General features: G+C 39.7%; 13 protein-coding genes and 1 pseudogene. 6 read left to right on the top strand and 8 right to left on the bottom strand.

Going from position 1 to position 23,458, the window contains the following annotated elements:
* Positions 1-42 precede the first annotated feature (42 nt).
* From dsbI to CVS84_RS09105, 3 genes are all read right to left on the bottom strand, one after another.
* A complete protein-coding gene (gene dsbI, locus CVS84_RS09115) occupies positions 43-663 on the bottom strand; it encodes a protein-disulfide oxidoreductase DsbI (protein WP_107692019.1) in 621 nt (206 codons plus the stop codon).
* 8 nt (positions 664-671) lie between these two features.
* Positions 672-1,328, bottom strand: coding sequence for a thiol:disulfide interchange protein DsbA/DsbL (locus tag CVS84_RS09110; RefSeq protein WP_009295211.1), 657 nt, complete (start codon positions 1,326-1,328; stop codon positions 672-674).
* A 115-nt stretch (positions 1,329-1,443) separates the two neighbouring features.
* Complete coding sequence (locus tag CVS84_RS09105; protein ID WP_107692018.1) at positions 1,444-2,190, bottom strand: carboxymuconolactone decarboxylase family protein; 747 nt, start codon at positions 2,188-2,190, stop codon at positions 1,444-1,446.
* 277 nt (positions 2,191-2,467) lie between these two features.
* Here CVS84_RS09105 and CVS84_RS09100 point away from each other — a divergent pair, with 277 nt between their 5' ends.
* Together CVS84_RS09100 and CVS84_RS09095 are read left to right on the top strand one after the other, a co-directional pair.
* The gene (locus tag CVS84_RS09100; RefSeq protein WP_107692017.1) at positions 2,468-4,303 is read left to right on the top strand and encodes an aryl-sulfate sulfotransferase; all 1,836 of its coding nucleotides are present in this window, start codon (positions 2,468-2,470) and stop codon (positions 4,301-4,303) included.
* Positions 4,304-4,444: 141 nt separating this feature from the next.
* Positions 4,445-5,468: pseudogene (locus CVS84_RS09095) on the top strand (ABC transporter substrate-binding protein).
* Positions 5,469-5,692: 224 nt separating this feature from the next.
* On the opposite strand, the gene CVS84_RS09090 reads toward CVS84_RS09095, so the two are convergent.
* Positions 5,693-9,790: a beta strand repeat-containing protein gene (locus CVS84_RS09090; protein WP_107692016.1), complete on the bottom strand. Its 4,098-nt coding sequence runs from the start codon at positions 9,788-9,790 to the stop codon at positions 5,693-5,695.
* Positions 9,791-10,060: 270 nt separating this feature from the next.
* Here CVS84_RS09090 and CVS84_RS09085 point away from each other — a divergent pair, with 270 nt between their 5' ends.
* The 4 genes from CVS84_RS09085 to CVS84_RS09070 all read left to right on the top strand — a co-directional run bounded on the left by CVS84_RS09085 (position 10,061) and on the right by CVS84_RS09070 (position 14,980).
* Complete coding sequence (locus CVS84_RS09085; protein WP_107692015.1) at positions 10,061-12,142, top strand: TonB-dependent receptor; 2,082 nt, start codon at positions 10,061-10,063, stop codon at positions 12,140-12,142.
* A 74-nt stretch (positions 12,143-12,216) separates the two neighbouring features.
* Positions 12,217-13,251 carry an ABC transporter substrate-binding protein gene (locus CVS84_RS09080; protein WP_107692014.1) on the top strand — a complete coding sequence of 345 codons (1,035 nt, stop codon included), beginning with the start codon at positions 12,217-12,219 and terminating at the stop codon, positions 13,249-13,251.
* Positions 13,251-14,213, top strand: coding sequence for a FecCD family ABC transporter permease (locus tag CVS84_RS09075; RefSeq protein WP_107692013.1), 963 nt, complete (start codon positions 13,251-13,253; stop codon positions 14,211-14,213). Before CVS84_RS09080 ends, CVS84_RS09075 begins: the two co-directional genes overlap by 1 nt.
* Positions 14,204-14,980, top strand: a complete 777-nt coding sequence (locus CVS84_RS09070; protein ID WP_107692012.1) for an ABC transporter ATP-binding protein — start codon at positions 14,204-14,206, stop codon at positions 14,978-14,980. Before CVS84_RS09075 ends, CVS84_RS09070 begins: the two co-directional genes overlap by 10 nt.
* A 250-nt stretch (positions 14,981-15,230) precedes the next feature.
* Here CVS84_RS09070 and CVS84_RS09065 read toward each other — a convergent pair whose 3' ends face one another.
* The 4 genes from CVS84_RS09065 to CVS84_RS09050 form a co-directional block, all read right to left on the bottom strand.
* Positions 15,231-19,172, bottom strand: coding sequence for a retention module-containing protein (locus tag CVS84_RS09065; RefSeq protein ID WP_107692011.1), 3,942 nt, complete (start codon positions 19,170-19,172; stop codon positions 15,231-15,233).
* A 236-nt stretch (positions 19,173-19,408) separates the two neighbouring features.
* The gene (locus CVS84_RS09060) at positions 19,409-22,273 is read right to left on the bottom strand and encodes a type VI secretion system Vgr family protein (protein ID WP_199906132.1); all 2,865 of its coding nucleotides are present in this window, start codon (positions 22,271-22,273) and stop codon (positions 19,409-19,411) included.
* Positions 22,273-22,821 (bottom strand): hypothetical protein, encoded by a 549-nt coding sequence (locus CVS84_RS09055; RefSeq protein ID WP_234411935.1) that lies wholly within the window; start codon positions 22,819-22,821, stop codon positions 22,273-22,275. The genes CVS84_RS09060 and CVS84_RS09055 overlap by 1 nt, the downstream gene beginning before the upstream one ends.
* Positions 22,818-23,378, bottom strand: a complete 561-nt coding sequence (locus tag CVS84_RS09050; protein ID WP_199906131.1) for a hypothetical protein — start codon at positions 23,376-23,378, stop codon at positions 22,818-22,820. The genes CVS84_RS09055 and CVS84_RS09050 overlap by 4 nt, the downstream gene beginning before the upstream one ends.
* Between the last annotated feature and the right edge of the window lie 80 nt (positions 23,379-23,458).

Genomic DNA, 23,458 nt, shown 5'->3' with positions numbered 1-23,458 from the left:
CGCAGTATATCCTAAGTTAGCCCAAATTTGGGCTAACTAAATTCATTTTAAAAAGGACAAAAGCTTTGAAACAAGCATAAGCGCAAGCACTACAAAACAAACACTAAACCCAAGTAGCGTGCAATCAGCCATCGACATAAATTTAGATGAAGGCACAAGATACCAGCCGTCGGCATAAAGATCAACTATGCTCTTTTGCAAATCACTTAGCACCACGCCATCAGGCACCATAGGGCTGTCATATCCGCAGTCGCCTGTTGGCATAAACCAGTCAGGCGCCCACTTTTCAAGCGGTAAGCCAAATGGATAGTGTGGCTCAGTAGAGCAGCCCTGCACGCCAAAAGGATCATCACCATGCACTGCATCGTGAATTTTAGCTAGCTTTACGCTATACATTATGCCCTGCACCGCTCCCCAAAAGGCAAAGACGTAGCCAATTAGAGCAAAGAGCAAATTTTTTGGATTTATCATAGCGATAACGCCGCCAAGCGCCATACATAAAAATGCAAAACGTATATAGACGCACTGCTCGCAAGGAGGCATATAAGCGTAGTTTTGAAAGAGCGAGTGCGCGATAACGACAAGTGCAATGCTTACAAAGACTAGGATCGCCCAAGAGATGCGTGAGTCTTGAAATTTAGCCATTTTTTTAAAAAAGCTCATGTGACGCCTTATTTTTTAAGAAGCTCTTCAATGAGTGCTGCCATGCCATCAAGCGAGCTGATTGATTTTGTCATGATGAGGTATTTGCCATTTACGACAAATGCTGGCACGCCCTGAATTTTAGCCACGTCATAGCTCTCATCCCACTTTTTAAGTAGCTCAGTCACTTTTGGATTAGCTAGCTCTTTTTCATAATCAGCCTTACTAACGCCAGCTGCATCAAGTCCAGTCTTTAAAAAACCCTCAGCATCTTTGCCATCGCTCCAGCGCTCTTTTTTGTCGTGATAAGCCTTGTAGTAGGCAAATTTAGCCTTTTTAAATAGCGAATTTTCATCAAATAAGCTGACACCTTTTGCCTCGTCCATAGTGATAAGCACGGCAAAGACCTTGCTCGCAACCTCGCCATAATCGCCCTTTGTCTTTAGGTGAAATGGCTCGTATTTTAGTCCAGGGATTTTCTCAACTACCTTTGGAGTAACGCTCTTGTCGTATTTGTAGCAAAATGGGCAAGCGTAGCTAAAAATTTTAACTAGCGTATTTTGTCCCACACTTAGTGGCTTTTCAAGCTTAACGTAGTCCTCACCCTCGCTAAATGCACTAGCACTAATCGCACCAGCAACTGCAACAGCAAAGATAGCCTTGCTAAATTTAGATAGAAAACTCATGATAATCTCCTTTAGATGATTTATTTTGAGTTATTCTACAACCAAGCTCAACCGCAAATTTAACACTAGAATAAATTTTGGCTGAAATTTATAAGATATCGCATTGATTAAAAATTTAATTTTTACTAGAACTTATCTCATTTATTGCTGATAATGCGTTTAAAGCACTTGGATATCCTATAAATGGTATAAGTGTCGTAACAACGCTTATTAATTTAGCTCTATCGTTGCCGATGCCAAAATTTGCAGCAATGTGCCCTAAAAGCTGTGGCTTTGCAAAGCCAAGAGTCGTGATGTAGACAAATGTCAAAAGCTCCCTAAGCTCTAAACTAAGCCCATCTCTTGCATAAAAATCGCCAAAGCAGTTTTGCGATAAAAACTCCATTATATGTTTTTGATCATTTGGCATTGATGCGATAAATTTATCAACCGCTGGGAAGAGTTTTCTTTGTATTTCAAGGCCTCGTTCATCTCTGCCTTCTCTTGATTTTTTAGGCATATTTTCAAGCTCTATATAGCGCTCATTAAAAATTTCATCAGCTAAAAATATACAATCTTCTATCTTGCCAAGCCCAGCATAAGGCACTGCTTGATATAAAATTTCTCTTATCTCTTTTGCTGATATGCCCACATTTAAAGCAGCCCTAATGAAGCTTTTAAATGAGCTTTTCGCACCTTTACTCACGCAAAGAGAGGCGATGATAACCGAAAGTCTTGTTTTTTCATCAATATTTATCACTTCACTAATATCGCCTAAAAAATTTAAATAATCCTCTAAAAAGCTAGCGTTGCTCTCTTCAAGCTCACTTTTTGAATCAAACCAAATTTCATAAATTTTCTTTGCATTGTAAGTTAGTGTCATAAGTTCTGCTCCATTGTTTGGGGCTGATTATAAGTGCTAAAGCGTAAATGCTAGCTTAATGTCCAAAAAGGCAAAAATTTTTAATATAAATTTAGATTTTAAGCCATTATAAAGTTTATCGTGATTTTTATGTTATAAGGTTTTATTACAATTACGAAGGACGCAATATTTTTTATTACTCCTTTTACCTATTTTAAGCCTTGGGCGTTCCAAGGCTTTTTCTAAATTTTATAAGCTTTATGAGTAGAGTTTATAAAATTTATCCAAAGGAGATGTTATGAAAAAGACTTTGAGTTGTGTTGCGCTAGCTTCTGTGCTTTGCTCAAGCGCTTTTGCGATAGGCGGTCCAAGCGGGGCCAAACTAGACTATGCTATCACTGGGCAAATAGGCGAAGTAGTGGTAAATCCGTACGACACTGCCCCACTTACAGCAGTCATCAAAAATGGCGGCTACACACTAAGCAATGCAAAAGTAACCATCGTGCCAAAGCAAGGCGGTCAGGTGATAAGCTACAAAGTGGCTGACAAGCATCTTCGCACACATGGCGGCATCCCAGTTTTTGGTATGTATCCTGACTATCAAAACACCGTTGAGGTCGAGTACGACAAGAGCTACAAAGGCAAGACCGAGCATATAAAAGAGAGCTATAAAATTTACGCTCCAGCCATCTATCTAGAAAGCTCAGGCACGCCAAATCAAAAGGGCGCGCTATTTGACAAGATCGAGGTTACTAAGCCTGCGAGTACTAAATTTGCTAACCGCCTCTACTACGTAAATAACTTTGTAAATAAAACTGGCAAAGGTACAAAAGTCGTTTGGAACAACCCAGCTGGCGGTGCGATCGAGTGGAACTACAGCCCAAATAACTTCATCCTTGATACAAAAGGCGAGGTTAGATGGTACCTTGAGCCAAGCAAAATTTACGATCTAAAGCAGCCATTTCATGCTGGCGTAATGATGGGCTTTAAGCAAAATGACGACGGCGCTATGACTTGGGGATATGGCCAAAGATACGCAAAATACGACATCATGGGTAGAGAAATTTTCAACCGCGAGCTACCAGCTAGCTACAACGACTTCTCTCACTCGATGGACGTAGCACAAAACGGACACTACTTCTTGCGCGTGGCAAATGCTGATTATAAAAGGGCTGATGGCAAAAACGTAAGAACAGTGCGCGACGTCATCGTTGAGCTTGACAGAGATGGCAACGTAGTTGATGACTTTAGACTATATGAAATCCTCGATCCTTACCGCGACATCGTGCTAAAAACACTTGATCAAGGTGCAGTTTGCTTAAACATAGACGCTAAAAAAGCAGGCCACACAGCAAGCTCTGATGAGCTTCAGTCGATGGATACGCACGATAAGTGGGGCGACATAGTTGGCGCAGGTCCTGGCCGTAACTGGGCTCACGTAAATAGCGTAGACTATGACCCAAGCGACGATAGTATAATCATCTCAAGTCGCCACCAAGATGCAGTCATCAAAATCGGCCGTGATAAACAAGTAAAATGGATCATGGGCGCTCACAAGGGCTGGAGCGATAAATTTAAAGACAAACTCCTTCAGCCAGTTGATAGTAAAGGTAACAAAATCGTATGCGAGGATGAATACTCAAAATGCCCAGGATACGAGAGCGAAACAGGCGGCTTTGACTGGCAGTGGACACAACATACGGCATTTAGGATAGATAGCAAGTCTAAAAAAGGTCTTGTCTATCTCACTGTCTTTGACAACGGCGATACAAGAGGAATGGAACAGCCCGCAATAGCAGGAATGAAATACTCCCGTGCCGTTGTCTATAAAATAGATGAAAATAAAAAGACAGTCGAGCAAGTCTGGGAATACGGCAAAGAGCGTGGCAAAGAGTGGTATAGCTCGGTCACCAGCCTTACACAGTATCAAGATGACCTTGATAGTATCATGGTCTACTCAGCCGTTGCTGGCATGCAGTTTGACATCGCAAAAGGTCGCCCAGTAGGACTTCCAAGCCCACATATAGATGAGTTTGAGTGGGGTGCAAAAGAGCCTAGCATCGAGATAAAGATGACAAATGCTATGGGCTATCAGGCATTTCCATTTAGCTTACAAAAAGCGTTTGAGAAATAAGTAATTTACTTCTTGCTTAATTTTCCCCTCCATCTTGTATGGAGAGGGAAATCTTTCTTATAAATTTTAAAAATTTAGCCATTCTTATATCCGATAAAATTCTTAAACTATAAAAATATATATTTCATAAAAAGGAAGAAAATGAGAAAAATTTTTACTGCCTTAGTAGCGTTAATGGCTGCTTTTAGTATAAATGCAGCTGAGTTTAGAGATGTCAAGGACATCACTGGCGATGTCGTAAAGGTTCCCGCAAAAGTAGAAAAAATCGCCACGCTTTGGTATGCGAATAATCAAATCATATTAATGCTAGGCGGCGCGGACAAGATAGTAGCTACTACTGATCTAATCAAAAATAACAAATGGTTTGCGCACGTTTATCCTAGGATTTCAAGCATACCAAACGGCGTAAATGGCAAGAGCCTGCAAGTAGAAGAGCTAGTCAAGCTAAGTCCCGATGTAGTCATAGCCGCAGATAAAAAGAATAAAGAGGAGCTAACAAAAAATGGCTTTAACGTCCTTTATCCGTCATTTACAAACCATGCCGATATGAAAAAGAGCGTAGCTATCATGGCTGATGCCATAGGAGGTGACGCACCAAAAATAGCTCAAAAATTTAATGACTATTTTGACCAAAATCTCCAAAAAGTACTAAGCAAAACCAGCAAGATAGCTCAAAATGAGAGGCCAAAAGTGCTTCATATAGCAGAGGGTAAAAAATTTATTCAAAGTAGATGGCTCAAATACAATAATCGATGAGTGGATAAGTGTCGCAGGCGGTCAAAATTCGGTGCAAAAAGCTGGAAATATGCTTGAAATCAATGCCGAAGAGATACCAAATATGAACCCTGACGTCATCATCGTAGGCAGAGCCAAATCGCCAGACGCTATAGAAAAGATATATGAAAACAAAGTCTATGCTGGCATAAATGCTGTCAAAAACAAAAAAGTCTTCATAAATCCAGCGGGTGTTTTTAGCTGGGATAGATACGGTGCCGAGGGGGCTTTGCAAATTTTATGGGCGGCTAAGACTTTACATCCTGAAATCTTTAAAGATTTGGACATAGCTACTGAAACAAAGAAATTTTATAAAGAATTTTTGCACTACGATCTAAATGACAATGAAGTTAACTATATCCTAAATGGTCTAGACCCAACTGGAAAATAATTTATCCTTGCGGCAGTAAATTTATCTACATTTACCGCCAAATTTTAATCCATTTTCAGCCTTTGCTTATCATCCAGACTTACTGATTCTTAATATATGCCAAATGCTTAAATAGCTAAAAATCTGTGGATTTGGTGCTAATTAAAAAGACAAACAATTATAAAAATTTAATGACAAGAAAGAATATCCCAAAGGAATTTCCTTTGGGATTAAAAGTATAGATATTAAAGTACGTGTATTTGGTCTTGAACTTCGATTGTAGTTGTACCACTAGTATAAGTAGTATAACCACCAGAACTAGCACCTTTAGTCCAGCTACTTCCAAGAGTAAGCTCATCGTTACTATCACCATCTATTTTTAGCTTATTCTCGCTACTATCACGTAATATATCTTGAACATTGCTAGCTGTAAGAGCTAAGGTTGTCTTTTCTCCATTAGTCATATCTAGTTTTTCGATATTTTTAACATGGCTAAAGTCTATGCTATTATCAGCTACTTTTAATGTATCAAAGCCGGCTCCGCCGTCGATAGTCGAAGTATCTTGAATGCTTGCGTTTTTACCAATTGAGATAATGTCGTTACCGCCGCCGCCGCTTATTATAGAGCCGCCGCTCATAGTTAAATTCTTGCCTACAGTAATGATATCGTTTCCGTCTCCGGTGTTATTTACCGCTCTTCCGTTATTTCCCCAGTCGCCGTGTATACCCGCGCTATTAGCAAGCGTTAGATTATCGCCCGCGGTAATAGTATCGACTCCACCGCCGCCTTTGATGTCCGCCCAGTCTTGAAGGGTGACATTATTTGCGATATTTATGGTATCGTTGTATCCTTGACCACCGTCGTCCATATGGATATCAGAATCCGATACGATGGCGCCATTTCCTATATTTAAGGTATCCGCGCCGTATCCTAAATCTACATGCGTATCTCCGCTAACGGTACCGTTTATATTTAGTGTATCGACGTCGTCTCCGGTTATAAGCTGAGAATGTTCTACGGTAGCGCCTGATGCTACGGTTATAGTATCACTACCTCCGTTAAGATCGAATGTCGCGTTTTTAACGATAGCTCCGGCATTTACATTTACGTGATCTTCGCCGTTACCGTTTACTATTTTGGTTTGATACTGTCTATTGGCTATAGCGTCCGATTGATCGCCAAATACCGCTCCGGAATTTATATTTACGGTATTTTTTGTTCCTTGTAATTCTACGGTAGTTTTACTAAACGTACCTCCGGCGATATTTACGACGTCTCCGTCTCCACTATACGTTCCTCTTCCGGTACTTATCTTAGTTTCGGTAAAATTTCCGCCGTTTATATTTATCTCATCGTCTCCGTCACCGCCGGTTATTTCAGATTTTTTAATTATCCCCCCACTTATATTTATCTCATCTGTTCCTGAGCCGCCGTAAAATTTTAGGTTTGTGAGTGTTCCGTCTTTTATATTCGTTATCGTTTTACTACGAGAAGTATAAATTTCAGAGTCTGTAACCTCGCCACCGTTTATATTTATGGTATCTATATCGTTGGTATCACCGTATGAATGATCTAGTCCAGAATAAATCTTGCTACCGTTTACCACTTTAGAACCCGCATTAATATTTATAGTATCGCTACCGTATCCGGCTATAACGTTTGAGTTATCTATTACTGCTCCAGCACCGATATTTATCTTATCATCTCCCATTTTGGCATCTATTTTACTATTTTGTTTAAATGTAGAATTTGTAATGTTTATAATGTCGTTATCGTCATCGTCGTACCAATGGGGCCTATCTACTGAGCCGGAGAGTAGTTCCGCACCATTAGTAAAGGTAATGCCGTCGATGTTGACTGTGTCATTGCCACTACCAAAATCTATTACGCCTCTTGTTATAGTTATTCCTTTTTTGAAATTTATCGTATCTACGCCGCCGCCCATACTTATATTACCCGTATCTAGATTTTCATCTATATATGCAGTATCGTTTCCATATCCGGCAGATATAGTGGCACCCCCATTTACGGTAGAGCCTTGTCTAATATAAATAGTATCGTTGCCGCCGCCCATACTTACGCTACTGCCCCCGCTTAGCGTAGCTCCGCTTTCTATATAAAGTTCGCTGTGTTTATCTTCATTATCGACATCGCCCGCTTCTATTCTAGCTTTACCGTCGACGGTTCCTCTAACGTATACGGTATTGTTACCCTCGCCGGCTTTTATTCTTGATTCTCCGGATACGTGCCCGTTTATATTTATCGTATCATCGCCGCTTCCAGTACTTATCTCATTAAAATGATTTGGATTACCGATCATATTGCCATCTATATTTACAGTATCGTTTCCGGCTCCAGTTTTTATACTTCCCCAAGATAAATTTGCGCCATTTTTAATATTAACCGTATCATCGTCCTCGCCGGTGTCTACTCTAAGAAATTTGCTAAAAGTTGCTCCGCTTTCGATATTAAACGTATCTTTTCCGAGTCCAGTATTTATTGCGGCATATCCACTCGTTTCTCCGGCAAAATTTACGATATCATCGCCGTCTTCGGTATCTATCATCGCACTATCGCCTAGCTTGCCCTTGATACTAACTACGTCGCCTCCCTCGCCGGTATTTATATTGCTATTTTTTATTTCCGCTCCAGCATTTATGTTTACCTTGTCGTCACCGCTGCGAGTATTTATCGTCGACGAGTTCTCTACCGTTCCGTTTATGTTTACGGTATCTACTCCCGCGCCGCCGTATACGTTAGAGTTATTTCTAACCGTTCCGTCGATATTTATTTCGTTACCTGCGTCAAAAGAATTCTCATTGACGTCGTCGCCGTATACCGATGAATTATCTATTACCGCACCGGATTTGATGTTTATAGTATCGTATCCTTCGTTACCTTGGATTTGAGTTCCGTTTTCAGCCGTTCCGCCGAAATTTATAGTATCGTTGCCTTCATTAGCGTAAATAGTCGCGCCGTCCTTAAGAACTCCGGTCGAACCTACGTTAAATGTATCATCGCCGTCGTCGCCATAAACAATTCCGCCCTTGATCTCTCCGTTCATGTTAAAGGTATCGTCGCCGTCTCCGCCGTATATTCTAGTACCGGAGCTACCGCTAATCCCTACGAATGAGCCTTGGTCTAGGTTGATCGTGTCGTTACCGTCGCCGGCATCTATTTGAGCGTTTCCGTAATTCAACACGGAGCCTGATTTTACGTTGATAACGTCATCGCCGTCTTCTGTGCTAACATACGAATTTACATCGCTAAACGCTCCGCTCATATTTACGGTGTCGTCGCCGTCGCCCGTAAATACCGCTTCGCTTAGCCCCTGATTAATATTTACGTAATCGTCGTTATCGGTAATTTTGCCGTTAGCTTGAGAGTTAATAATCTCGTCGTTATCGGTAGTTACGTTTAGGGTTAAATTTCTTTTATATACGCCGTACTCTACTCCGTTTAGATTAGAATACCTGCTTCCGTCTTGTTCGCCTTGATTCTGATTAGCGCTTTGAGCCGTAGGATTAGTAGCTATATCTACGCCATCGTGTCCGTAGTTATCTATAGTAGTTACTCTTACTTTGACGTTATTAATTTGATTTGCGTCGGCAAGATTTACGGTAGTGCCGCGCGTCCAAGTATTGCCGCCGTCGGTAGAATACTCTATAGAGTTTGCGTCGTAATCTACTCCGGCTACTCCGCCGCTAAAATTTAAATTTAACGTAGTAGGTTTAGCCGTTAATGCAGTAGGTAAAGATAGGTCGTAAGTCATAACTCCGCCTTCGTTAGAGCCAGCAGAGCTTATACTTATACCAACTTTGGGCGTAGTTGCCCCAGCTTCAGCTCCAGCTCCAGCTCCAACAGCACTTCCTCCACTTACACCAAAGCTATTATCTCCACCTGCTGCTAGAGCTAAAGCATCTATGCTTCCTACATTAGCATTTATGTTACTAATGTGGCCTCCTTCTGCAAAGCTAGTAGAAGATAAACTTACGCCATCTCCACCATTACCACCTGCTTGTGGACCACCTGCAGCAGTTTCTTCTAGAGCATTAAGATCTGTTCCTTTTAAGATGGCTTGTTGTAAAGCTGAGATATCAGCTACTGTTTCGTTATTGTTAGAGTCTTGATCTAGAGTTAGAGTATCTTTACCTATTAAAGTTATATCTTTACCATCAGTTTGAGTTATTGTTACTTTAGAGTTAGAACCCTCTGTAACTATCTTTTCACCTTGGTATACAATATCTCCTACACTTAATTGTCTTACCTCTCCTGTTAAGTCATTAAGTGCTCTTGCTATTCCTCCATTTACGCTTTTAACTACTCCGGCTTCTTTAGCCATCATGTTCTCCTTATTGTTTATATTATTTGAAATTCTGAATGAATTATATAAATTTTAGAAGGGCTTGTCTATTGTACTGGGGTACAATGGGGGGGTACTATTTAGCACATATCATAAATATTACACCAGTCAACATGTATATTTTAGTGCCTTGATATATAGCATAAATGTAGCAATTATGGCTTTTTAAAATATAATATCATTTTTATACATATTGAAAATCATTATATATTTCTATATAATTACTCAAATATTTTAAAAGGAGTTTAAATGCAAAGAAAAATCGCGCTTAGCCTCGCTTTGGTCGGCGTTTTGGCCGCCGCGCAAAACGAAGTAGAGCTAAAATCGCTAGAAGGCGTAACCGTCACGGCGCAAAGATCGTCTCAAAGCGTAGACGAGATAAGCAAAAGCGTCTCGGTAGTAGATAAAGAGACCATAGAAAGAAAGCTCGGTAAAAGCGTACCCGAGCTAATCAGCGAAGCGCCCGGAGTTTCAATCGTAAACGAAGGCATGGACTCGGGCACCGTAAACGTGCGAGGCTTTAGCTCGTCTGATTACCGCGTACCGATGTTTGTAGACGGACTTAGATTTAGAGGTAGGCCGGCGTTTGAGTATTCGATATTTACGCCCGATCAAATCGAAAGGATAGAGATAATAAGAGGTCCCGCTAGCACGCTTTACGGTACAGATGCCTTTGGCGGCATAGTAAATTTAGTCACCAAAAGAGCTAGCGGGGACGTGCACGGCGACTGGGCGTTATCGGATACGTATCTAAGCACCCAGTATCAAAGCGCAAACAAAGGCACACAAAACCGCTTACAACTCGGCATAGTCGGACACGGGTTTGACGCATTGCTAGGCTTAAACTACAAACACGGCAAGGACTACGACACTCCGGCGGGTAAAATCCCAAATACAAGGTATAATTACCGAAGTCTTGATTTTAAAGGCGGATATAGCTTTGCCGATTTTCACAGGCTTGAGCTCGTGACCAGATATACGGAGTCGCAGCGCGGCGTAGTCGGTACCTCTGTTGGCGCTCCCGGAACGGCGAATAAAAAAGGTTTTCAAAAATACATAAAAGAAGCGCCTCTTAGAGAAAAATACGTAGCGCTAAACTACGAAGGCAACATAAACGATAAATTTATATTAGATTCTAGCTTGTACTACAGAGAGCTTTATACGCACCTAAATATAAGGCCGTATATCGGCTCGTTTTCGCCTAGACAAGTCGATAACTACGTAAACGGCCCGAAAGTTTACGGCGGTAAATTTATCGGGAAATTTATAGGCGACAACCTAACCCAAACCTACGGCGTAGATTTTTATTACGAAGACTGGGATAGCGTGTATCAAAGCGTAAACAAAGGCCCTAGCGTACGCAACAGGCTAAGAACCAAACAGCTTGACGTCGCTGGGTTTGGTTTGCTTGAGTATGCATTTGGCAACGATGCGATTTTAAGCGCGAATTTACGCTACGACCGCATAAAAACGTCCTTTGATATGGATAGCTCGATGAGCCCCGCCGTAAAAGCCCTATACGAAAACGCCAACGATAGAAAAGACGGCAGAGCCAGCTACGGACTAGGGCTTATTTACCCTATCGCCCAGGGGTTTGAGTTCGTGGGAAATTTTTCTACTTCGTTTAGAGCTCCTATGAGCGGCGAGGTCGCTCCGATACTTACGTTTTCAGGCAGCGAGGCGTATCTGCCAAATCCTGATCTAAATATCGAAAAAGGCGTTACCTACGAGGCCGGACTTCGCTATACGGATAAAGCGCTTAGATCAAATTTGATATTTTACACGGGAGACTATAAAGACCTGATCGTAGAGCGAAACTGGCAAAGCGGCGGCGTGACCTACTATCAGTCGCAAAACGTAAATAGAGCCAAGATAAGCGGAGCGGAATTTGACCTCGCTTATAAAATTTTGTCAAATTTGGAGTTTAAAACAAATCTCGCCTACACGCGCGGCAAAAATAAACAAACCGGCAAACCGCTTCCCGAGATCGCTCCGCTTAGCGGACACGTGGCCGTTTCTTATTCGCCGGAGTTTTTGGCAAACTCGTACATAGAGTATAGCGGCGACTGGGCGGCGAGAAAGACGCGTATAGACGACAGCGTAGAGCGCGAGCGAGCGGGATATTTCGTACATAACCTATACTTTGGCAAGAGCCTTGGCAAACTAGGCTTCTTAAAAGATTTTAGCCTAAATTTCGGCGTCGAAAATATCTTTGACAAAGAATACGCCCCAAGCCTAAGCTACGAGTTAATCAGCCAGCCTAGAAGCGCTAGCAACCCGCTCATAAATCCGGGCAGAAATTTCAAACTAGGCTTTAAGGCTAGCTTTTAAATTTTAAATTTGCCGAGCGGGTTTTAAACAGGCCCGCTCAAAAGCTCTAAAATTTACAAATTTAAGGATCAAATTTGAGGAAAATCATATCCGTTTTATTGCTACTAGCAGCGACGCTGGGCGCGCTTGAATTTACCGATCAAAGCGGCAATAAGCTTTACTTTGACCGCTCCGTTAAGAGCGTAGCACTGTTTCCGGTGCCGCTAGCTTCGTTTTCCCTCAGCGTCGAAAACAACGTATCTCGCCTAGCCTCCGTCCATCCGATGGCCAAGAAAAATATCGAGCGCGGAATGCTCGGAAAAATGATCAAAGGCGCGGCTAGTATCCCCGCAGGCGGTATAGGAGAGGATTTTACCCCAAATATCGAGGAGCTACTAAAACTATCTCCCGATCTTGTCGTGCAATGGGGCATGAGAGGCGAAAAGATCATTGAGCCGCTGCGAAAAGTAGGCCTAAACGTAGCTTTGGTAAATTTAAGCGGCACAGAGGAGGATCCGCTTTTTTGGTTTGGGATGCTGGGTAAAATTTACGAAAAAGAGCAAAGAGCGGAACAAATTTTACAAAATAGAGCCGAGGTAAGAGCTAAGATAGAAAATTTCGTAAAAGTGCTTAGCAAAAAACCGAAGGTTCTTTTTATATTCGGCCGAGATAAAAGCTACGAGGCCGCAGGAGGCGGGACGTATTTCGACTACGAGATAAAGCTAAGCGGCGGAGTAAATGCGGCGAATTTCGGGGGATTTAGAATTTTAAATAAAGAAGAAATTCTCGCTCAAAATCCGGACGTTATCTTGCTTAGCAACTTCGACGAGCTAACTCCGCGGGACTTTTTTAACGACAAAATTTTAAAAAACGTAAAAGCCGTCAAACAAAAAGCCGTCTATAAAATGCCTCTGGGAGGCGATATGTGGGAGCCGCCTACGGGCGAATCGCACTTGGGCTGGGCGTGGTTTAGCGTGCTGTTTTCGGGGCAGGCGCATATAAATTTAAAAGAAGAGATGAAAAAGAGCTACAAGCTCCTCTACGACTACGATCTAAGTGACGATGAGATAGCTCAAATTTTACGCTTTGATCTAAACGGCGAGAGCAAATTTTACGAGCTTTTTAGATAATGAAAAAGTATCTATTTTTATCGCTTTTGCTAGTCTTTGCGGTTGTTTTTTCGCTGCTTGCGGGTAGGATTTCTATTGACGGGCTAATTGACTATTATCAAAACGACAAAGAGACGCTTTACGCTTTGATATTCGATCTGCGCTTGCCTAGGCTGATAGCGGCGTTTTTGATAGGCGCCAGCCTTAGTGCAGCGGGCGTGATATTTCAGGCGATGTTTGCAAATCCTTTGGTAAGCCCAAATATCCTGGGCGTAGGTAGCGGGGCTGGATTTGGCGCAGTGGTTTGCATTTTAGCCTTCGGTAGCCCCGTAGCCACGCAAATAGGCGCTTTCGTTTTCGGTTTTTTAGCCGTCATGATAGCTTACGCGTTGGGTGTTTTGGCAAACAAAAACTCAAAGCTCATGCTGGTGCTTGCGGGCATTATCACGGGCGCTATCTTTGAGGCGCTGATCTCGGTTGTCAAATACGTTGCCGACACGCAAGAAAAGCTTCCTAGTATCGTCTACTGGCTGATGGGAAGTCTAAGCGCCATATCTTGGAGCGACGTAGCAGCGCTTGCTCCCGTTTGCATTAGCGGGCTTGTGCTTTTGAGCCTAATGGGCTGGAAGCTAAACATTTTATCCTTAGGCGGCGAACATGCAAGCATTTTGGGCGAGAGTAAATTTTTGGGCTTTATCTTTATCATACTTGCTACGCTGATAACGGCCGCAAGCGTAGCCATCGCCGGTATTATCGGCTGGGTAGGGCTTTTGATGCCGCATGTTACGAGGCTAATTTACGGCTCCGATAACTCGCAGCTAGTTCCGATTTCGGCGATTTTAGGCGGGATATTTTTGATGCTAACCGACGTCGCGGCTAGAAGCGTGAGCTCGGCTGAAATCCCGCTAAGTATCCTAACCGCGCTTATAGGCGCTCCGATGATCGGCGTCATCATCGTTAAAAAGGGCAAAAGATGGTCTTAAGCGTAGAAAATTTAAGCTTTTCTTACGGGGCGAAGCAAATTTTGCAAAATTTGAGCCTTAGCCTAAAAAGCGGCGAAACGCTTGCGATTTTGGGCCCGAACGGTATAGGTAAATCTACGTTTTTAAAGATTATTTTAGGACTCTTAAAAGTAAAAAGCGGTCAAATTTTGATTGATGGCCGCGATCATGCCTCTCTTGGCAGCAAAGAGCGTGCCAAACTCGTAGGATACGTGCCCCAAAGCGAAAATATCGCTTTTAGCTTTAAAGTAAAAGACCTGATTTTAATGGGCGTAAACGCAAACGTCGGTATGTTTTCAAGGCCGAGCGCAGAGGATAGGGCGATGGCCGAGGAAGCCGCACGGATAGCAGGCATTAGCGAGTATTTAAATTTAAACGTAGACGAGCTAAGCGGCGGCATGATGCAGCTAGCTCTAATAGCTCGCTCGCTAGTACTACGGCCCAAAATTCTAATCATGGACGAGCCGACTTCCTATCTCGACGTCTTTCATCAAAACGCCGTTTTAAGCCTAATCAAAAAGCTAAATAGCGAGCGAAAAACCTGCGTGATCTTTACCTCGCATCACCCCGATCACGCGCTTGCGGCGGCGGATAAAACCTTGCTTTTAAACGGCCCCTTAGGATATGAATTCGGCGCAACCGATCAAATTTTAAAGGGCGAAAATTTAACCAAACTCTTCGGTATCGATTTTATAAATTTAAACGTCGAAGATAAAAGAAGGTTGCTGGTTAGGTGGAATATCGATTAATTATAGAGTGCTTAGGCCTTTATAATAGCTTTTACCAGACCATAAGCCATAAAACTATTATTAGGTGTTTGTAAATTTACTTAATCATTTTAGCTTGAAATAGTCTTATGTTTTATTGCAGAAAATTTATACAAAAATATACAAAAGGTTATTTTATATAGATTAAAAAGACAAACAATTATAAAAATTTAATGACAAGAAAGAATATCCCAAAGGAAATTCCTTTGGGATTAAAGTAATTAGTTAAATTTTAAATCTCGTGTACTACTACGTCTTTAATTTCTAAGGTTACAGTATGACTTCCTTCTACTTTTGTATAGACGGTATACCCATCAGAAGTAAGATTAGTATCCTTTATCCAGCCTTGTAGCGTTACATTATCGCCGTTATCACCATCTATTCTTAGCTTATTGTTGCTATCAGTCATATCTAAAACGTCTTTAGCTGATAGATTTATATTGTTATTGCCTTGGGTTAAATCTAGTTTTTCGAAATTCTTAACTCTGCTAAAGTCTATACTGCCGTCAGCGACTTTTAACGTATCATATCCGGCTCCGCCGTCGATAGTAGAGCTGCCGTCTATGCTTGCGTTTTTACCGATAGAGACGGTGTCATTGCCTGAGCCTAACTTTATATTCGAATTTATAACCGTACCGTCTATATTTAAAGTATCTTCTCCACCGTAAGTTTGTATTTCGGCGTTTTTGACGGTAGCGCCGGCTTTAACGTTTATGGTATCTTCTGAATTTTGACTAGCCCTATGATCTGATCTTATATAAGTTTTATGCTCGCCATAGAAAAGACTCGGATCTTGGTCGCCAAATACCGCGCCAGACTCTATATTTACTTCATTTTTACCCTTGTCTAGTCCGATCTCTGCTTCGCTAAACGTACCGCCTCTTACATTCACCGTATCATTACCGTCACCGGTATAAATTCTTGTGCCGGTTAAATTTGCTCCGGCATTTATATTTATCTCGTCGTTACCGCCGTCCATATTCACAAGAGAATCTTTAAATGTAGCATTATCTATTGTTAAAGTATCTTTGCCATCACCCATATCTACACTAACTTTTACTGTAGCTCCGCCGTGCATCTTTATCTCATCGTCTCCGCCGTGAGTTTGAAGATGATTGACGTTAGTATAAGTAAAGTCGCCCGCTATATCTATAACGTCTTTATTTTGGCTACCCATAAGGCTTTTTACTTTAGCTTCGCCGCTTTGATGGAAATTCATATATTGCTCGCCTAGAGATGAAGATGCCTGTATAGATACATCTTTTAGTACGGCGTTTCCGGTTACGTTTAGAGTAGCTTTATCTGTTGATTTACCGCCTTCAAACTGTAATGTAGTGCCATCCAACTCGGCATTATCTTTGATTTCTATCTTATCATCCGCTCCAGCTCCGGTGTTAAAATTACCACCTTTAGCCTTAACGTTGCCGCTTATAGTTATAGTATCACTACCTTGTTCCCCTTGAAGATACGTGTTATTTAAGATTGCATTGCCGCTTACTGTTATAGTATCATCACCGCTTCCGCTCCTGTTATATCCGCCGGTTAAATTTGCGTTTCCAGTTATGGTTATCTCGTCATTACCATTACCAGACCTAATATTAGTGTACTTAAGTTGTGCATCCTCGATTTTTACGGTATCTTTAGCTCCGCCAACTGCATTAGCATCACCGGTATCTATATTTACGTTATCTAGAACGGTATTTGTACCTGAAATAGTTATCTGGTCATTTCCTGGTCCATTTATAGGATCAAGCGTAGCTCCACCGTCGCCTAGTATAGAGCCGCCGGTAAATTTAGTTCCGTCATTAATGAAAATTTTATCGTTTCCAGCTCCGCCGGATACGCCGCCTATACCTCTAGGACCGTTAAATTCTGCTCCGTTAACATGTATCTCGTCATCTCCGTCATCAGCCCAAACGGCAGCTTTATTAAATTGAACGCCGCTTTCCAGATATACTTTATCGTTGCCTCGTCCAGCTGTAATGACTGAATTATCTTGGAATATAGTTCCCTCTTTTATAGTGATTTTATCGTCTCCATCTTCTGTTCTTAACTCAGATAAACCTCTATTGTTGCTATTCATAAACGTAGTATTGGTAACCTCTACTATATCGTTGTCCGCTCCGGTTTTTAAAGAGGAGCTATCAAATACTATACGATCGCCGTTAGCCGTTTTGCCGTCGTTAATCTTTATGGTTTCTTCGCCGGCACCGGTATCAATAACGGTGCCGGTAAGCGTTACGCCGCTAGCGATATTTACTTTATCTATGCCGCCCTCGGTCATAATATTTGATTGCTTGCCAACATCAGCAGTAATATTGGCATTGATATTTACGGTGTCTTTGTCGGCTCCAGTATTTATATTAATATTATTTATTGTCGCACCGGCATTAATATTAACTGTATCCTCGCCATCGGCCGTTATAATGGTAGAATTTTTTAGGGTTCCGTCAATATTTACGGTATCTTTAAATTTATTGCCCCAAATAGTCTTTGAATCTAAATTAGTAACATTTGAAATATCTATCTTATTTTCGCCGTTTCCGCCGGATATCCCGCCTATATGAGAATTTTTAATTTTTATTCCGTCATTACCGCCCCATACGCCGCCTTCTACGACTCCCTCAACAGTAGAGTTTTCGACAGTAACGTTATCCTTATCGGAATCTGAAGCTCCGCCGTATATGCTAGGACTTTCGCCGCGTCCGCCGCTAACGTATCCTTTTACTCTTGCACCGTCTAAAATTTTAATAGTATCGCTATCTTCGTTGCCCTCTACATTTTCTGTTACAACAGTGCCAGCTCCGGTTATAGTTATATTATCATTACCCCATCTTCCAACTATACCATCGACTTTTGCACCTTTTTCTACCAATATCGTATCATCGCCACCTCTACCGTTTATCGCACTGACGTAAGTTCCACTATCACTTACGGTTACATTATCGTTTCCTTCGTCCGCTAAAACAAGCTTTACTTGAGCACCTTTGTCTACAGTTATATTATCATCTCCATCACCAGCACCTATAAAATTAACTTTAGTTCCATTTCCAGTTACTTTTATGGTATCGGCTGCAGCACCTTTATCTTCTATATCCAAATCCGGGTGAACACGCTTCTCGTGTATATCGTTTTGAGTTTTATTATCACCATATAACTTATTTACAAAAGAGCCGCTTTCTACAGTTATATCATCACTTCCAGAGCCACCAAAAATTTCCAACAATTTAGCCCCATTCTTAACATCAATATTATCTTCTCCAACTCCCGCACGTACAGATGTTATTTTTGTATTGTCTACTGTTATGTTGTTAGGAGTGTCTGAGCCAAATACTTTTAAATTTTGGCTAGGATCTACTATCTTAGCTACAGAGCCATCATCTGGATAGTTTGAAGATTGATTTGCACTAGTTACTGCTAGATCTTTAGCATTATCTTGACCTATAGCTAGCTTACCGTCATTACTTACATACCAACCTTCTTTATATTCAAATGCACTAGGAGCAGTAGGATCGTCAGGAGTTAGATAATCTCTGCCATCAGTATGTCTATATAAGTGGTATCCATGAGGTATAGAAGAGTGAAATGAAGTTAATAATCCTGATGATACATCCTCTCCTGTATAAGCTGACAATGGAATTTTTATACTTCCTGCTGGTAAAGTAGGTCCTGTTGCTCCAGCTCCAGCTCCAACAGCACTTCCTCCACTTACACCAAAGCTATTATCTCCACCTGCTGCTAGAGCTAAAGCATCTATGCTTCCTACATTAGCATTTATGTTACTAATGTGGCCTCCTTCTGCAAAGCTAGTAGAAGATAAACTTACGCCATCTCCACCATTACCACCTGCTTGTGGACCACCTGCAGCAGTTTCTTCTAGAGCATTAAGATCTGTTCCTTTTAAGATGGCTTGTTGTAAAGCTGAGATATCAGCTACTGTTTCGTTATTGTTAGAGTCTTGATCTAGAGTTAGAGTATCTTTACCTATTAAAGTTATATCTTTACCATCAGTTTGAGTTATTGTTACTTTAGAGTTAGAACCCTCTGTAACTATCTTTTCACCTTGGTATACAATATCTCCTACACTTAATTGTCTTACCTCTCCTGTTAAGTCATTAAGTGCTCTTGCTATTCCTCCATTTACGCTTTTAACTACTCCGGCTTCTTTAGCCATCATGTTCTCCTTATTGTTTATATTATTTGAAATTCTGAATGAATTATATAAATTTTAGAAGGGCTTGTCTATTGTACTGGGGTACAATGTTGAAAAATTTGTGTGGCTAGCTTTTATCGTAGCCCTAAAATTTAGCTTTTGCCTTTAAAATTCTTAGCTTTAGTTTTAGCAGAGATTGATTTTATTTAAAAATTTAAAGACCTACTAAAATACAAAGTAAGTCTTTAAATATGATCTTATAAAGCCTTTATATCTCCACCGATAACTCTTAGCCCTCTACTATCAAATATCGCCTTTACGCCAGCTACTTCTATCACGACGCTTGATCCTTCTATCATTACTTTTGTGCTACCTACTTGATGGATTATCTTATCTTTGGCATTTACCTCATAAGTCGTCTCTATATTGCTAAATTTTGAATCAGCTATCTCAGTGTGCTGGGCAGCTGTTTTTGTTGTGAAATTTGACTTAGCATTTATATCAATGTAGCTATTTGCCTGAAGCACGATATGCTCGTTACTAAATTCATTTATACCTTTTTGTGAATTTAGTTTATAGCCACCATCTATGTTCTGCTCTTTTGTGCCTTTTACCTCTTTCATCTCATCGTTATGTATGGTCGTATTAAGATTTGATTTTACTTCTACAAATTTATCATGTCCTACAAATTCATGACTATCTTGACCTACTCTTGTGTTATTATCAATAGCTACGTTTAGCGTATTTGAGACACCCACTACTGTATCTTTTGAAAGTCCAACTGTTGTTAGATACTCGCCTCCGACATTTACATTTTTTGCTAGATCTATCGTCTGAATGTGTGCTTTTTTTACTCGTTCAGTATAACTTCCATGCACCTGTGAGCTTTTGTCATTTAGTATTGTTTGAGAAAAGTCGTTATTTACAAGCTCGTCATAGTCCTTTTCTGCTTTTACATAAATTTGCTCTTTATTTTTTAAATTTGATAAAGTGATCTCGTTTATACCGGTCTCATTTGCACCAATTGTTTTTGAGCTAAGAGATGTTTGGTGATAGTTACTATCCACATTTACAAGTGGCGTATTTGAGGCATTATATAGGCTACCACTTACCACTGGGTTGTCTATATCGTTTTGTAAAAAAGAGATGATAACCTCATCGCCGATCCTTGGTATGGCAAAAAAGCCTGAGCTATTGCTAGCAATAGGCGTTATCACTCTTAGATAAGCGCTCTTGTGATAGCTTGCGTTGATAGCGTCGTCTTTATCGATTATCTCTTGCGTACTAAAAGCATTTAACCTCACCTTTACCCTACCATAGCTATCAGTATGGATCGTGTTATTTTGGCTATTTAGTCCATCTTGACCGACTACAAGACCTAGCGTGATGTCTGGTGCTTTTGGCTTTTGCTTGTAGCTTGGGACAAATTTCACACTACTTGGAATGATACTTATCTCATTTGTGTATGAGCTTATAAATTTTTTATCTTTAAATGGGACATTATCGCCTAAATTTAAAGTATTTTCTAAAACGCTCTCATCGATATAAGTATGCTTTAAAGCTATTATTTTAAACTCATATTCACTCTTGCTAGCGTCAATGGCTACCGAGATATTATCATTTAAATTTAGTGCAAATACATTTGAGCTAGCGGTAAATTCTTTTAAAAGCATATCGCTTCTTAGTTTTTTAAGGTAGGTGCTAACTTCAAGCAAGCTAGTATCACTAAATGAATACTCATCTAAATTTATATGCTTGTCATAGATATTTACCTGCTCGTCAAATATCTTTTCATTTTTACTCTCTAGTACATTTGGATAGGCTGTATTTTGAAAAGAGTGCGTAAAGCTATTTGCCTTTAGCGTCTCGCTCTTTGTTATTTTATTTATGTGTTCGGTTGCTAGATTATTATTCAAATTTACATTAAAGCTTACTTTTCTAGCTTCCTTGCCACTGCTTGTATCACTTGAAGTAAAATTTTCATTTTGATTGCTATAAGCTAGTATAAATGTATCATGAAAGTAAATTCTTTCATTGTCTTCATAAAAATATATACCGCTATCATGGCAAAGTCTTGTTATAAAGGCTAGGTCGCTCTCATTGTACTGGGCTATAAATTCTCTCTTGTTGTAGTTATTTTTGATATTTGAGAAGTCCAGCTCTTTGGTTAGTCTTTGTTTATTAAAAGCTAAAATATCTTTTACTACTTCTAAAATACTCTGGTCTGTATAAATTCTATTTGCTCTATTTATGCTTAGTCTATATAATGGCGAAGTTAGCTTAAATTTAAAGAAGTATTTTTTATCTATATTTGTACTAGTCTCATCGTCTACGCCAAGATACTCTACATCGCTTACTATTCCGCTAAAGTGCATATCGTTTGAGCTACCATCTGGAACGATATTTTTATTTGTTGAAGATGGCCTTTTTATGCTTAGCTTTATACTTTTATCAAGATATTTATATATGCTTGAGTAACTTTTATCGTTATTGTAGATGGTGTCTAAATTTTCATAAAGCGGGTTTTTTACCAAATTTATATAGGCAAAGCACTCTATGCTAAATATACTTTCTAAATTTTCATAAATATCTGCACGTGTAACGATAAATTTATCGTTTGACTCGTTTGCTATTTGAAGAGTCGAGAAGGTATCGTTAGATACGCCGTAGTCCACAAAGCCGTCTGTTGCCACTGAATTGCTAGATGCTAGCATGACAGGCTTAGTCAGTGATGATGTTGGCGATGTTAAATTTTTGTCCATTTGTTGCTCTTTCAATCTTTTTTCGTTTTCTTCTTCTTGTTGTAATACTTTTTCAAACATTTCAATATCGGTGTCGGTGAGGTTACGATAGTTTTTAAACCACTCCACTTGATCCATTTTTTTAATTTCTTTAAATTCTCTGTAGTCTTTATCTTTTGTGATATCAATCTGCCTTTCGGCCATATCAGCAGCTTTCTCATAAACAAAACCACCAGGTCCAGCAATAGTACCAAATGCACCACCAGTAGCTTTTATTGCTCTTGTTGCATCCCCATATTTGCTTTTTTTATCAACACCTACTATTTCATTATTTTTATTTTTTATATCTAACTTCTTTTTATTTATATTTAAAAAATCCACTACTTATTCTTTCTGTTTAATATTTTTTCTAGATCTTTTTCATCATTTATAAGCATTAATATGTTTTTTAAGAAGCCATAATCTTTTGGGTCTTGTCCATAATCTAATAGTCTTTTGATTAATTTAAATTTCTCTTCTTTAAATTCTTTATATTTTTGAGTTTTTATAAATTCTAGTAGTTTAGGACTAGCTTTTTTATTGTCTATACCAACACCATTTTCCCTAAAGAAAAATGCAAAGTCAAATCCTATTGATGTAGCTAATTGCATATTTGGCTTAGCACCATTATTTAAAAGCAGATCAAAAGTCTCATTCTTTTTATAATCATGTGCAAATTCGAGCAAATCATATGTTCTATTAGAAAGTTTTTCATTTTTCAAAGTTATATCTGTCGCACATTCATATTTTTTAATATATTCCTCAATATTTTTTCTTGTATCATTGTCGCTTATATTTTCATCAGCTATTATGTTAAACATATCAGCACAACTTATTGTATGTGAATATAAAGATGTTATGAGAAATATGATTATTGCCAATTGCTTCATTGCGCTAATTCCTTTTGAGTCTCATTCTTTAATAAATTATCTAAAACCTCTTCATCATTTACAAGCGTTAATACTTTCTGTAAAAGGATATAGCCTTTTGGATCTTGCCCATGTTCTAGGAGTTTTTTGATTAGCTTAAATTTCTCTTCTTTAAATTCTTTATATTTTTGAGTTTTTATAAATTCTAGTAGCTCAGGGCTTGGTGACTGCCCTTCTAACTTAACACCATTTTCTTCAAAAAAAAGCAAAAAGTCTAATCCTATTGAACCAGCCAACCATACATTAGGTACTGCACCTTTTTCTAAAATCTCATCAATACTTTTAGGCTTATTTGCGCTATATGCAAATTCTAATAAACTGGCTTTCATTGTGAAATTCGGTAAATTTATACTAGCATTAGCATCGCATCCGAGATCATCTATGTAGTATTTTATATATTTAGCCGTTTCAGTGTCACTTAAATTTTTATTAAAAATAAGTCCAAACATATCCGTGCAGTTTGCTTCGTGTGAATATAAAGATGTTATGAGAAATATGATTATTGCCAATTGCTTCATTGTGCTAATTCCTTTTGAGTTTCATTCTTTAATAAATTATCTAAATCTTTTTCATCTCCTACTATCTTTAATATAACTCT

Origin of the sequence: Campylobacter concisus, from assembly GCF_003048575.1 — a bacterium.
GTDB lineage: Bacteria > Campylobacterota > Campylobacteria > Campylobacterales > Campylobacteraceae > Campylobacter_A > Campylobacter_A concisus_U.
This window is presented reverse-complemented; position numbering and strand designations above follow the sequence as displayed.